Source organism: Desulfolutivibrio sp. (genome assembly GCF_036584575.1).
Taxonomy (GTDB): Bacteria; Desulfobacterota; Desulfovibrionia; order Desulfovibrionales; family Desulfovibrionaceae; genus Desulfolutivibrio.
In genome coordinates this window covers 1-11,443 of record NZ_JAZHDB010000207.1, presented here as the reverse complement: position 1 = coordinate 11,443, position 11,443 = coordinate 1, and the positions used below count along the sequence as shown (strand labels likewise).

Below are 11,443 nucleotides of genomic sequence, written 5' to 3'. Positions count from 1 at the left end.
ACCACTGGGTCTTTTGGGCGAATTCCTCCCGGGTGAACACGTCCACGTCGCTGACCTGCGCGGCGATGGCCGCCCGGAGCTCTTTTGGGTCCACCCCGGGCTCGGCCAGGATGAGCACGTAGGTCAGCTGATCGGCCTTTAAATGGGTGAAGTTGAGGGCGTTTTGGAAGGAGGTGAAGACGTAGGGCGAGGTGGTGAACGACCGGATGCCCCGGGTCAGGCCCACCACCCGGGCCCGGCGTTCGCTGATCTCGGCTGACTCCCCGATGCCGGTGATCCCGAGCTTTTGCAGGTAGAGTTCGTCGATGATCACCGTGTCGCGCACCTCAAGGGCCGCGATGGAGCCCTGGACCATGGCCCAGGGTTTTCCCAGCCCGGACTGGAGGTCAAAGCCCACCACCTCCACGCTCTCCATGCCGCCGCTGGGTTTTTTCCAGTTGGCGAACTGCACGATGAACTTCTCGGCCCGGGCCACGCCGGGGACGGAGAGCACCTGATGGTATTTGCGCTCGCGCAAAGGGTGGGTGACGTCGAAGTTGCGCACGCCCCTGGAGGCCACCCACACGTCGGCCTCGGTGTTCTCGATGACGCAGGAGGTGGCCGTGGTGAAGCCCACGAAGAGCCCGCCCTGCACGGCGATGAGCACCACGGCGAAGACGACGCCGGTTAAGGTCACCGCCAGGCGGATGCGGTCGTGCAGGAGGTTTCGCAGGGCGATACGGTTGGTCATGGTCCGGCCTTTGCGGCGCGGGCAGGGCTGCCTGCGCCGACATGGCCCGTCCTATGGCACGGAGCAGGGGGACTGGTAAAGGGGAGCCGCCGTGTCCGGACGGCTCCCCTGGCGCAGGCGGGAAAGATGGGCCGAGGCCCTGGAAGTTCGTCTTGTACAGATCCCAGGCCACTGTCTCCATGAAAAAAGACGACAGCATCTTTTCATACAAGATACAATTCAAGATGGTTATCCAAAGCGCCGTCCCTTCTAGGAGGCCGCCTTGTACAGATCCCAGGCCCCCAGAAACGCCGCATCGAAGGACCGTCCCTCCATGCTGGCCCGGGCCGCCTCGCCCATCCGGCGCAGCCGATCCGGGTCGGCCACCAGGGCGCGCAGGGCGTTTTCCAGGCCCCGGGCGTCCATGTCCGGCACGATCACCCCGGTGATGCCCGGAATCACGTTTTCGCACGGCCCGCCCTGGTCCGAGACCACCACGGGCAGCCCCGACGCCTGGGCCTCCAGAACCACGTTGCCGAAGGTGTCCGTGCTCGAGGGAAAGACGAACAGGTCGCTTGAGGCGTAGGCCCCGGCCAGGTCTTCGCCGTCCAGGCAGCCGGTGAACAGGCTGCGGGTGTCCGCCAGGGACCGGCGCATCTCCTCCAGGTAGGGGCCGTCGCCCACCACCACCAGGTTCACGTCCGCCTGCCCGGCCGACATGGCCCGGAAGGCGTCGGCCAGGTGATGCAGGTTTTTTTCCCGGGAGATGCGGCCTACATAGAGCAGGGTGACGCCGCCAGCAACGCCGCGCTTGGCGAAAAATCCGTTGCGCTTGGCCGGATGGAAGCGCTCCACATCCACCCCGCGCGGGTAGGTGCGGATTTTCTCCGGGGCCACGCCGTGTTCTTTCAGTTCCTCCCCTGTGCTGGCCGAGGGCACGAACACCGCATCCATCTGGTTGTAATACCACACCACGTAGCGCCACATGAGCTCTTCCATGGCGTCGTCGCCGGTGAGCAGGCGCGCGTACTGCGGGATGGCCGTGTGGTAGGTGGCGTGGATGGGGAGCTTGAGTATCCGGGCGATGACCAGGGCGGCCAGCCCCACCGGGCCCGGGGTGGCCGAGTGCAACAGGGTGAAGCCTTGCTCGTAGACGTATTCGAGCATCTCCAGAAACGGCGGAGAGGAGAACTTCTGGGTGGGGTATTCCTCCAGGCGGTATTCGCCCACGGCCTTGAAGTTCATGACCCCCTCGCCCGGCAGGTCGCCCTCCTGGCCGCAGGTGACGATGGTCAGGTGTTTGCCGTGCTTGCCGGCCATGTCCAGGTGCATGCGCAGCGTCAGGGCCACGCCGTTGACCTCGGACAGGGTGTCCGTGAAATGGGCCATCCTGGCCCGGCGGGGGCGTCGTGCGCCGCCATGGCCCTGCTCCCGCACCGTCCCGGACTCGTCGGGAACGCCCGCGCCGAAGCGTTCGGCCACCCGGCGGCAAAATCCCCGGTCCTTGGTGAACACGGTGTAGGCCACGAAATAGGGGGCCAGGACCGTGTACAGAGCCCCGGCCGAGCCGACGCACTGGAAGATGTCGAAGAAATTGGCCCCGCTGACCTGGTCCAGGAAGTGGCTTCCGAAGTGGGAGAGCACCTTGTCCGAGACCTGGGTGACGAACCGGAACCATTCCTGTTCCAGGCACACGTCCCGGGAAAGGCCCTGCCGGGCCTGGGCATGGAACCGCTTGTCCTCGTTGATGAGTTCCCAGGCCTTGCCCCGGAACAGATCGTTTAAGGACGCCCCGGGTTTGACGTCCCCGCCGTTGCGGCCCATGCCCGAAAAAAACGTCCGGGCCTTGAAGACCATGCCGGTTTTTTCCTCGGGGTTGCCGGACAGGAAGCGGTCCACGAATTTCAGAAAGAGGTCTTTATCCACGTACTTGGAGAAGTTGAATTTGCTTTTGTAGAACTGGTAGGCGATGGCGTAGAGGTTTAAGGCCATGGCCTTGGGGTGCGACGGCCGTCCGGCGGGCCGGGCCCGGCCGCCGCGAAGCCCCGAGAGAAATTCCGGAAGGTTCGCGGCCCCGGGAACCTCGGTGTACATGGAGGCGATGTTCAGCGACGAATGGTCGTCGGAGCCGCCGGTTAGGCGTTTGATCCAGGGGGCCTCGAAGGCCGGTTCCAGGTCGTGGGCCACGGACAGGCGCTCTATGTCCTCGCTGGCGAGCCCGGCCAGGATGGCGCGCAGGATGTCGTTTTGGAAGGCGTCGCGGGTGCCGTTGATCTCGAAGTTCTCGAACAGGAGCAGCATCTTCTCGAAGTGCTCCACCGTGAGCTTGTCGTTGACCCCGTAGAGGGGGTGGGCGGCCACATGGACGATGCCCTTCTCGCGCAGATAGGGAACCAGCTCGAAGACGTTTTCCCGGACTTTTTGGATGTCGGCGTGGATGGCCTCGTTTATGTCCAGGGCCAGGACGTGGATCTTGCAGCGGTCCTCGGGAAAATAGCTGGTGATCTCCTCGCTGATGAAAGCGTCTGGCAGATGGGCGATCTCCAGGGCCCCGCCGATGGTGTTGTGGTCGGCGATGGTGACCATGTCCATGCCCCGGGCTTTGGCGATGTCGTAGAGACGCTTGGGCTCGGTGAAGCTTTCCGGGCAGCCGAGCTTTTGCAAAAACCACTGGGAAGGCCGCGTGGAATGCTTGGAATGCACGTGCAGATCGATTTTCATGCCGTTCTCCCTTGTTGCCGGACATGAGGGTGCGAAGCGGAAGGAGACGTTCCCGCCACAAGGCGGGGAAAAGATGTTGTGACGCCGTAGCGCGCCGATTCCGGGCCGACCCCCGGTCTGCGGCGGAATGTGGCGGCGGTGGCGATGGTGGCGGGTTTCCCGTGGCGGGAGGCGGCCCCGGCCGGGGCGGCTAGCGGACGGGGCGGCAGGCGGCGGGCGTCCATGCGGTGTGGGAAAAGACAGGTGTTTCGGGCCAAAATACGGTCATGGACGCCATCCTCTGCCTCGTTGCTCGGGCTGGACGGCATTTACCACGCCCCCGGGCCGGGACGTGTTACAGGGGGAATGTAATCCGGTGACGTTTGGCGGACGGGCGTCCTATTCCCGCATAAGCGCCGCTTCGCCCGCAAAAAAGACGAACTGGGACGGGAGGTTGCCGCCGGAAGCGGCCCGTACCGCCGCCGTGGAGGTGAACACCGCCCGGTAGCCGAAGGACACGGACAGGCTGGTGTCCGGGCGTTTGGCCTTGGGGGCCAGGAAGAAGTCGAAGGAGACGGCCTGGGCCTCGGCCAGGCTCATGGGCAGATAGGTTTTTTCGTCCTGGGCCAGCACGTTGCCGTCCACGTCGCGCAGATAGGCGGTCAGGGTCAGTTCCTGCACCCGGTCCACCCATGTGGGCAGGGTCTCGACCCGGGGCGAGGCCGTACCCTTGACCCCGTAGCTCTCCCGGGTGGGCACCGAGGCGAACACGAACCGCCAATGGCGCATGTCCATGGTTTGCGGCGCCTGCGGATTCCAATGGCGCGAATCCAGGTGCCGCGCCGTCAGTTCCGCACATCCCGCTGCAAAGAAAACGACCGCGAGGAGGGCCCAAAGCGCCCGCCCCCCATGCCAAAACCCGGACAATCTGTTCATCCCGCCTCGCCTTGCGGCCCGTCGGGCCGCGATTGAGTGGCGTTTGCAGCCCAAAAACACGGCGTTAGAAACGCGGCGGCCCGGCCACGAGCATCTCGGCCAGGGTCAGGTCCACCTTGGGCAGCCTGCCCCATTTTTTGCCCAAAAGCGCCATCTCGATGGCCGCCAGCTCCCGGTACAGCGCCGTGCGGTCCATGAGCCCGGCCCCGGGAGACGCGGCCCGAAGCGACTCGCAGCGCACGCAGCCCGGAAACTCCCGCACCCCGCCCTGGCCGATGAGCACATGCGGCACCCCGTGCAATCGGCAGATCATGAGCCGGTGGGCGTAGAGGCCGCAGCGCCCGTCGTCGTTCACCGGACACATGACCCGGGGAATCTCCCCCCGGGACAGGGCCTGGCGGGCTGCGTCCACGGCCCGGGCCGCCCGCGTGAGGTAGTCCTGCCGCCGATCTTCGGGCAGGGCGGCCAGGCCCTCGAAAAGGTAGAGCCATTCCGCCCGGGTGTGGTGCTGGAAGTGGCTGATGCAACAGTTGCTGGCGCAGCCGTCGCAGGAAAAACCCAGCGGTCCGGCCACCGTGTCGTAGGCCTCGTCCATGCGCCGGTACAGGGCCGAGAGGCGGCTAAAAAGCGCCCGGCGGGGTGCGCCCGTCATGCGGTATCCTTTTTTTCAGGGCTGATCCGGGGGCGCACCCAGTCCACGATGCCTGCGGCGCAGTCCTGGGGGGACATGCCGCAGGCGGCGGTCTGGTAGTCGGCCATGGCCTCGTACAGGGGTTGGCGTTCGGCGAAGACCTCTTCCAGGGACTTGCCGCCGGGCCGGGCGAATCCCCGGTCCTCGGCCGCGCCCACCCGGGCCAGAAACGTGGCCAGGTCGATGCGCAGAAAAATGACAGGCCCGCACTGCCTGAGGCGCTCCACGGCCTGGGGCCCGTAGACCACGCTGCCGCCGGTGGCGATCACGCACCGCCTCAGCCACAGCCGGGACACCACGTCCTGCTCGATGCGCAAAAATTCGGCGAGCCCCTTGGCGTCGAGCAGGGCCTGCAGCGGCATCCCCCAGGTGGCCTCGATGAGCCGATCCGTGTCCAGGTGGGCGTAGCCCAACATCCCGGCCACCAGTCGGGCCAGGGTGGATTTCCCGGCCCCGGCCATGCCCACCAGGCTCACGCAGGGTTCGTCGCTGACCGTGCCCACAAAGGGGGGAACCCGGGGCAGAAGCGTCGGATCGAATCGTTTTTTCTCGTCGCCCATGGCCCGGCAGGGTACATGAAGCGGCGGCAAAATAAAAGTTGTCCAGGGGGCGGTTTTTGCTATCCCGGAAGCCGCGCCCGGGCGCGTCTTGCCGCGTCCGCCTTGACTTCCCGGGGAAAGCGGCGGATATCATGCAGTTAGGCGCTCTTTCAAAGGAGCCAGGACATGTTTTCCAGAACCGTCAGCGAGATCATCGACCGACATCCCGTCCACGTCACGGCGGAGGCGTCCTTGGCCGAGGTGGCCCAGGCCATGGCCTCCAAAGGCCGGGGCTGTGTTTTCGTGCGTGAAAACGAGGCCGTGTCCGGAATGATCACCGAAGGGTCGCTGCTCAAATGCCTGCTGGAGATACCGGCGGCCGAGGCCACGGCCTCCCGGGCCATGCTGGCCCCTGCGCCGGGCATCGCGGTGGGCGGCATCGTCCCCCATGCCTGCCGCATCCTTCAGGAAAAGCGCGTCAAACACCTGGCGGTGTACGACACGGCCGGGCTTTTGGTCGGCGTGATCTCGGACATGGATCTGGCCACGGCGCTGGGGCTGGACTACATGATGGAGAACACCACCTGCCAGACCATCATGAGCAAGAGCGTGCTGGCCGGGCCCCCGGAAATGACCGCCCGGGCCGTGGCCCAGGCCCTGCTGGAACGCCGCATGGGCTGCATGCTCACGGTTATGGACGGGCGGCCCACGGGGATCGTCACCGAGTGGGATCTGGCCGTCAAAGGCCCTTTCCTGGCGGACGGCCTGGACAGCCCGGTCGCCGGTCTGCTGTCGTCCCCGGTGACCTGCGTGCCCCAGACCGGCATGGTCTACAAGGTCATCCTGCATCTGCGCCAAAAGGGCCTGCGCCACGCGCCCGTGGTGGACGATTCCGGCCGCATCCAAGGCATCCTGACCTTTTCGGACATCATCCGCCGGGCCGTCGGCTTCGCCTGAGTTCCTGCCTCCCGGGGGACTTTCAAACCGCCGGGAAAACAGGTAGCCATGCCGCCAGGACGCGGGGCGCCTCGGGCGTCCCGGATTCCACGTCCCCGGAGGCCTCGTCATGCCCGACACCTTTCACGCCGTCTGTCCCGCCTGTCTGGCCGTCAACCGCGTCGAAGCGGGGCGGGTCACCAAGGGGCCGACCTGCGGCAAATGCCATGGCGCGCTCCTTGAGCCACGGCCCGTGACCCTGACGGCCGCGAATTTCGATGCGGTCATCGGCAAAAGCGGCCTGCCGGTCCTGGTGGACTTCTGGGCCCCCTGGTGCGCCCCGTGCCGGGCCATGGCCCCGGCCTTCGACCAGACTGCGGCCACGCTTTTCGGGACCGTCATCCTGGCCAAGCTGGACACCCAGGAGGAGCAGGACATCGCCGACCGCCTGCATATCCAGGGCGTGCCCACCATGGTCCTTTTCCGTGGCGGCCGGGAGGCGGCCCGGGTCTCGGGGGCCAAGAGCGCCTCGGACCTGGCGGCCTGGACCCGGGCGCATCTGGGCTGACACGAAAAAAAAGGACGACACGTCATGACGCACATCGTGATCGATCCCGGGCTGTGCGCCCGGGACGGCATCTGCGTGGCCGAGTGTCCCCTGGGACTGCTTGCGCCAGGGGTGGACGGCCTGCCCGTACCCGTGCCGGACGCCGAGAGGCTCTGCATCCGCTGCGGCCACTGTTTCGCGGCCTGCCCCAAGGGGGCGCTTCGCCTGGACGGCCTTTCCCCGGACGCGGCCCCGGCGGCCTCTCGCCGCGTTGGCCTTTCTCCCGAGGCGGGCATCGGCTTTGTGACCTCGCGCCGCTCCATCCGCAACTGGAAGGATCGGCCCGTGCCCCGCGAGCTTCTGGAGAAGGCCCTGGACGCCGCCCGGTACGCCCCGTCGGGGATCAACATGCAGCCCGTGCATTGGCTGGTGGCGGAGGATTCCCGGGTGGTGCGGGAGTTGGCGGGCATGGTGGCCGAGGGCCTGCGCCATGCCGGGATCATGCCGGAATATGTGGCGGCCTTCGACGCCGGGCGGGAGGTCATGCTGCGCGGCGCGCCGCATCTGGTGGTGGCCCACGCCGACGCCTCGGGCTGGTACGACCCGGCCACGGACTGCGTCCTGGCCTTGTCGCACTTCGAGCTGGCCGCCCACGCCCTGGGGTTCGGAACCTGCTGGGCCGGGCTGTTTCGCCGGGCGGCGGAGACCTGGCCGCCCCTTCGGGAGCGCATCGGGCTGCCGCCGGGGCATAAGGTCTGCGGCGCGCTCATGGCGGGATATCCGAAGTACCGCTTTTTCCGCCTGCCGCCGCGTAAGAGCCTGCGGCTGCGCTACCTGTAGACGGACCTGAAACGAACAAGGCCCCGGACAGCAGTTCGGGGCCTTGCTTGGCGTGATTCCGCTGAAAGGCGGCTTATTGGCCGCATTTGTCCTTCTCGGCGGGCGACCCCCCGCACGACGAGCAGCCGCAACCGCACGACGGCGACTTGCTGGTGCGCACCATGCGCCGGATCGTGTACGCCAGGGCGGCCACCACGATGGCCGCGATGATCAATTTTTCCCACATGCCTGAATCCTCCTTGCCCGGAGAGCGGACCCCATGACGCCGCCCGGCGGGAAAAGAAGTAACACCATCCCCGGACATGGCAAGGGGAGGCGGAAAAAACGGCATCCCTTGACAGGTCTTGAGACGTGCGGATAGTGTCGTCAACCGGTCTGATGTGATGACTCGGAAGATGCGGGTGGCCTTTTTGAGAGCATGTTCGCGGGTGCGCGACAGGAAGCTGGGGAGGATCGCAATGGGGTACAAGATCACGGTCGATCATGACAAGTGTATCGGTGACGGCGAGTGTGTGGACGTCTGCCCGGTGGAGGTCTACGAGCTGCGCGAGGGGAAGGCCGTGGCCGTGAACATGGAGGAATGCCTCGGATGCGAGTCGTGCGTTGAGGTCTGCGACCAGGACGCCATCACCGTCGAGGAACAATAGTTTTCCAACGAATTTGACCGGACAGCGGGGGCGGCCGGGATACCGGACGCTCCCGTCGCCGTCTGCGGCCGCCGACGTGGCCGCGAAAGAACCGGAGAGCTCATGCCCGTGACCTTTGCCCCCTCTTTCGAAAAATACCAGGCCCTGCTGCGCGAGGTGGACGCCGTGTTCGCCAAGGTGGGGCAGGCCTGCCCCGAGGCCGTGACCTGCGCCGAGGGGTGCAGCGACTGCTGCCACGCCCTGTTCGACATAAGCCTGGTGGAGGCCCTGTACCTCAATGCGGCCTTCAACGCGCGCTTTCCCAACGGCCCCGCGCGGGAACGGATTCTCGATCTGGCGGACGCCTCCGACCGGGCCCATTACAAGCTCAAGCGCAAGGCCGTCAAAGCCGGGGAAAAGGGCGTGTCCACGGAATCGATCCTGGCCGATCTGGCCCGGGAGCGCATCCGCTGCCCGCTTCTGGGCGACGACGACCGTTGCGTGCTCTACGACTGCCGTCCCGTGACCTGCCGCCTCTACGGCGTGCCCCTGGAAATCGGCGGCAAGGCCCATTCCTGCGGCAAGTCCGGCTTCACCCCGGGCGGGGCCTATCCCACGGTGAAGGTGGAGATCCTCCAGGATCGGCTGTTCGCCCTGTCCGGGGAGCTGGCGGCCGGGATCGGCTCCACGTTTCCGCTTTTGGCCGACATGCTGGTGCCCGTGTCCATGGCCCTTTTGACCGAATACACCCCGGAATACCTGGGTGTCCCCGGCACGGGCGACGAAGGCGGCGCGGGCGACGCGACGGCCGACGTCCCCCAGGAGAAGACCCCTCCGGCCGGACTGGGCCTGGCCCCCGAGGCCCCTGTCGGCGACTGTAGCGGCTGCGCCGAGGCCCCGGGGTCGGCGGCCTGCGCCTCCTGCGGCGGGTCCACCTCCTGGGTGCTGGCCGGTCCTAACCGTCCCGACGGTTCCGACGGTCCCGGCGATCAAGACGCCGAGCCGGGCGATTCCGGCATAAGGAGCTGATATGGAACAGATGACCGACGCCGAGCGTGACGTGCTCAAAAAGGCCATCTACGACAAGATTTCGCCCCGGCGCAAAAAATTCATCGACAAGATCGGGTATGCGGCGTGGGATCCCTTTTCCGAACCTCACGATCCCCTGGACATCCGCAAGGATCCCACCCGGCGCACCTCTCAGCAACTTATCCGGGAGTTTTTGCAGACCCGGGGCCAGGGCGAGGTCAGCACGGAATATTCCAGGGGGGCCTGGGAGCTGTGCATGGGGGTCATGAACGGCTCCGAGCGGCACCGGGGCATGTATGAGTTCTGCCGGTGGCACCAGGAACTTATGGACCGGGAAGGGGTCGAGGGAAAGCTGGGACCCAAGCCCTAGGCGACGCGTCGCCGCCCCAAATCTCTAAACAGCAGGGATGGACGAGATCATGGATTTTCAAGCCAAAAACACCGACGAATTCATCGTCGAGATGCAGGGTCGCCTGCGCGACAACGACGGCTGCGGCGTGACCCACTACAACCTGGGTTCGGCCTATGTGGCCAGGGGCCGCTATGTGGAGGCCGAGGCGGAATTCTTGCGCGCCGTGGAATGCTCCCCCACCCTGGTCGAGGCCTTTGTCCAACTGGGCGGACTGGCCATGAACAAGGGCGATCTGGACGGCTGTCTGGAATACAACGAGCGGGCCATCAAGATCCGGCCGCTTTTCGCCGTGCCCCACGCCAACGTGGGCTTTGTCCACCTGCAGCGCGGCGAGGCCGACAAGGCCATTGCGGCGCTCAAAAAGGCCATCCGCCAGGATCCCAAGTTCGTCCAGGCCCTGTCGTCTCTGGCCAGCGCCTATTTCATGCAGGGCGAACTGGACATGAGCATGGACTACAGCAAAAAGACCGTGGAGATCGAACCCAAGTTCGGCCCGGCCTACAACAACATGGCCCTGGTGCACATGGAGCGCGGCGAGTACGCGCAGGCCAAGGAGTGCCTGGACAAGGCCGTGGAGACGGGATTCACCCCGCATCCGGGAATGGTGCGGGAGCTCGCCGAGAAGCTTTCGGCCTAGCGTCTTTTCCCCGTCGGGAGTTTTTTCCGGCGGCGCGTCGTCGGGCGTCCCGGGGCCGTGCGTCCCGTGGCGACGCCAAGGGATGGACCCATGCCGCGCACGCGCCATCTCAAGGAAACCGTTTTGGCGGCCCTGGCCACGTCCCTCTCCACGGACGCGGCCCTGGCCTGTCTGGAGCCGCTGCCTGCGGCCGCGCTCATCGGGCCGCTTCTGTCGGCCCTGTTGTCTCCCGTGCCCCTGGTGCGCTGGCGGGCCGTGGCGGCTCTGGGCCGCAGCGTGGCCCGGCTGGCCGAGGCCCGGCTGGAGGACGGCCGCAACGTGGTGCGGCGGTTCATGTGGTCTTTAAACGAAGAATCCGGGGCCGTCGGCTGGGGCGTGCCCGAGGCCATGGCCGAGACGTTGGCCCGTAGCGAACCCCTGGCCCGGGAGTTTTCGCGCATCCTGGCTTCCTACATCCGCGACCTGGACAAGGACTGCACCTTCATCGACCATGCCCCCCTGCGCCGGGGGGCCTATTGGGGGCTGGCCCGGCTGGCCCAGGTCCGGCCGGAGCTGGCCGTCCCGGCCGTGCCCGATCTGGTTACGGGGCTTGGCGACGGCGACCCCGAATCCCGGGGATATTGCGCCCTGGCCCTGGAACGTCTGGCCCCGCCATCGACTCCGGCCATGCTCGCCGCCCTGGAAGCCCTGTTCGACGACCCATACCGCTTTGATCTCTTCTTTGACGGCGCTTTTTTTCCCATCGGCGTGTCCGACTTGGCCCATCGGGCCTACGAGCGCCTGGCTTCTCCGGGGGACACCCCATGACCCCCGCCGCCCCGTCCGGGGATTCCAAAGGGGG

At 66.5% G+C, this 11,443-nt stretch carries 14 protein-coding genes; 8 read left to right on the top strand and 6 right to left on the bottom strand.

The genetic code is table 11. The features are described 5' to 3' along the window. The 5 genes from V3572_RS14990 to thrB all read right to left on the bottom strand — a co-directional run. Nucleotides 1-730 (bottom strand): ABC transporter permease (locus tag V3572_RS14990; RefSeq protein WP_332111830.1); only part of this gene is annotated, 730 nt, incomplete at its 3' end. Nucleotides 731-979: 249 nt separating this feature from the next. Beyond that, nucleotides 980-3,430 carry a glycosyltransferase gene (locus tag V3572_RS14985; RefSeq protein ID WP_332111829.1) on the bottom strand — a complete coding sequence of 817 codons (2,451 nt, stop codon included), beginning with the start codon at nucleotides 3,428-3,430 and terminating at the stop codon, nucleotides 980-982. Between the two features lie 378 nt (nucleotides 3,431-3,808). Beyond that, a complete protein-coding gene (locus V3572_RS14980; protein WP_332111828.1) occupies nucleotides 3,809-4,204 on the bottom strand; it encodes a hypothetical protein in 396 nt (131 codons plus the stop codon). A gap of 205 nt (nucleotides 4,205-4,409) precedes the next feature. Further along, the gene (locus V3572_RS14975) at nucleotides 4,410-4,997 is read right to left on the bottom strand and encodes a hypothetical protein (RefSeq protein ID WP_332111827.1); all 588 of its coding nucleotides are present in this window, start codon (nucleotides 4,995-4,997) and stop codon (nucleotides 4,410-4,412) included. After that, nucleotides 4,994-5,626 carry a homoserine kinase gene (gene thrB / locus V3572_RS14970; protein ID WP_332111826.1) on the bottom strand — a complete coding sequence of 211 codons (633 nt, stop codon included), beginning with the start codon at nucleotides 5,624-5,626 and terminating at the stop codon, nucleotides 4,994-4,996. Before thrB ends, V3572_RS14975 begins: the two co-directional genes overlap by 4 nt. 135 nt (nucleotides 5,627-5,761) lie before the next feature. Between thrB and V3572_RS14965 the strand changes: the two genes are divergently transcribed. The 3 genes from V3572_RS14965 (at nucleotide 5,762) to V3572_RS14955 (ending at nucleotide 7,898) form a co-directional block, all read left to right on the top strand. Continuing rightward, nucleotides 5,762-6,532 carry a CBS domain-containing protein gene (locus V3572_RS14965; protein ID WP_332111825.1) on the top strand — a complete coding sequence of 257 codons (771 nt, stop codon included), beginning with the start codon at nucleotides 5,762-5,764 and terminating at the stop codon, nucleotides 6,530-6,532. Between the two features lie 109 nt (nucleotides 6,533-6,641). Continuing rightward, nucleotides 6,642-7,079, top strand: a complete 438-nt coding sequence (gene trxC / locus V3572_RS14960; RefSeq protein WP_332111824.1) for a thioredoxin TrxC — start codon at nucleotides 6,642-6,644, stop codon at nucleotides 7,077-7,079. Nucleotides 7,080-7,103: 24 nt separating this feature from the next. Further along, nucleotides 7,104-7,898 (top strand): nitroreductase family protein, encoded by a 795-nt coding sequence (locus V3572_RS14955; protein WP_332111823.1) that lies wholly within the window; start codon nucleotides 7,104-7,106, stop codon nucleotides 7,896-7,898. Nucleotides 7,899-7,971: 73 nt separating this feature from the next. Here the strand turns inward: V3572_RS14955 and V3572_RS14950 are convergent, their stop codons facing one another. Then, entirely contained in the window at nucleotides 7,972-8,124 is a 153-nt protein-coding gene (locus V3572_RS14950) for a FeoB-associated Cys-rich membrane protein (protein WP_332111822.1), read from the bottom strand. Between the two features lie 232 nt (nucleotides 8,125-8,356). On the opposite strand from V3572_RS14950, the gene V3572_RS14945 reads away from it, so the two are divergent. The 5 genes from V3572_RS14945 to V3572_RS14925 all read left to right on the top strand — a co-directional run bounded on the left by V3572_RS14945 (nucleotide 8,357) and on the right by V3572_RS14925 (nucleotide 11,409). Then, complete coding sequence (locus V3572_RS14945; RefSeq protein ID WP_332111821.1) at nucleotides 8,357-8,545, top strand: ferredoxin; 189 nt, start codon at nucleotides 8,357-8,359, stop codon at nucleotides 8,543-8,545. Nucleotides 8,546-8,647: 102 nt separating this feature from the next. Further along, nucleotides 8,648-9,553, top strand: coding sequence for a YkgJ family cysteine cluster protein (locus V3572_RS14940; RefSeq protein WP_332111820.1), 906 nt, complete (start codon nucleotides 8,648-8,650; stop codon nucleotides 9,551-9,553). A gap of 1 nt (nucleotide 9,554) precedes the next feature. Further along, nucleotides 9,555-9,923 (top strand): hypothetical protein, encoded by a 369-nt coding sequence (locus tag V3572_RS14935; protein WP_332111819.1) that lies wholly within the window; start codon nucleotides 9,555-9,557, stop codon nucleotides 9,921-9,923. 49 nt (nucleotides 9,924-9,972) lie between these two features. Beyond that, entirely contained in the window at nucleotides 9,973-10,602 is a 630-nt protein-coding gene (locus V3572_RS14930; RefSeq protein WP_332111818.1) for a tetratricopeptide repeat protein, read from the top strand. A 90-nt stretch (nucleotides 10,603-10,692) separates the two neighbouring features. Continuing rightward, on the top strand, nucleotides 10,693-11,409 hold the full coding sequence (locus V3572_RS14925) for a DVU0298 family protein (protein WP_332111817.1): 717 nt from the start codon (nucleotides 10,693-10,695) through the stop codon (nucleotides 11,407-11,409). Nucleotides 11,410-11,443: the final 34 nt, after the last annotated feature.

What these genes read in the sequence shown, in the direction of transcription:
- V3572_RS14985 (WP_332111829.1), bottom strand. Translation starts at nt 3,430, where the DNA reads ATGAAAATCGATCTGCACGTGCATTCCAAGCATTCCACGCGGCCTTCC.
- V3572_RS14980 (WP_332111828.1), bottom strand. Translation starts at nt 4,204, where the DNA reads ATGGACATGCGCCATTGGCGGTTCGTGTTCGCCTCGGTGCCCACCCGG.
- V3572_RS14975 (WP_332111827.1), bottom strand. Translation starts at nt 4,997, where the DNA reads ATGACGGGCGCACCCCGCCGGGCGCTTTTTAGCCGCCTCTCGGCCCTG.
- V3572_RS14965 (WP_332111825.1), top strand. Translation starts at nt 5,762, where the DNA reads ATGTTTTCCAGAACCGTCAGCGAGATCATCGACCGACATCCCGTCCAC.
- trxC (WP_332111824.1), top strand. Translation starts at nt 6,642, where the DNA reads ATGCCCGACACCTTTCACGCCGTCTGTCCCGCCTGTCTGGCCGTCAAC.
- V3572_RS14955 (WP_332111823.1), top strand. Translation starts at nt 7,104, where the DNA reads ATGACGCACATCGTGATCGATCCCGGGCTGTGCGCCCGGGACGGCATC.
- V3572_RS14950 (WP_332111822.1), bottom strand. Translation starts at nt 8,124, where the DNA reads ATGTGGGAAAAATTGATCATCGCGGCCATCGTGGTGGCCGCCCTGGCG.
- V3572_RS14945 (WP_332111821.1), top strand. Translation starts at nt 8,357, where the DNA reads ATGGGGTACAAGATCACGGTCGATCATGACAAGTGTATCGGTGACGGC.
- V3572_RS14940 (WP_332111820.1), top strand. Translation starts at nt 8,648, where the DNA reads ATGCCCGTGACCTTTGCCCCCTCTTTCGAAAAATACCAGGCCCTGCTG.
- V3572_RS14935 (WP_332111819.1), top strand. Translation starts at nt 9,555, where the DNA reads ATGGAACAGATGACCGACGCCGAGCGTGACGTGCTCAAAAAGGCCATC.
- V3572_RS14930 (WP_332111818.1), top strand. Translation starts at nt 9,973, where the DNA reads ATGGATTTTCAAGCCAAAAACACCGACGAATTCATCGTCGAGATGCAG.
- V3572_RS14925 (WP_332111817.1), top strand. Translation starts at nt 10,693, where the DNA reads ATGCCGCGCACGCGCCATCTCAAGGAAACCGTTTTGGCGGCCCTGGCC.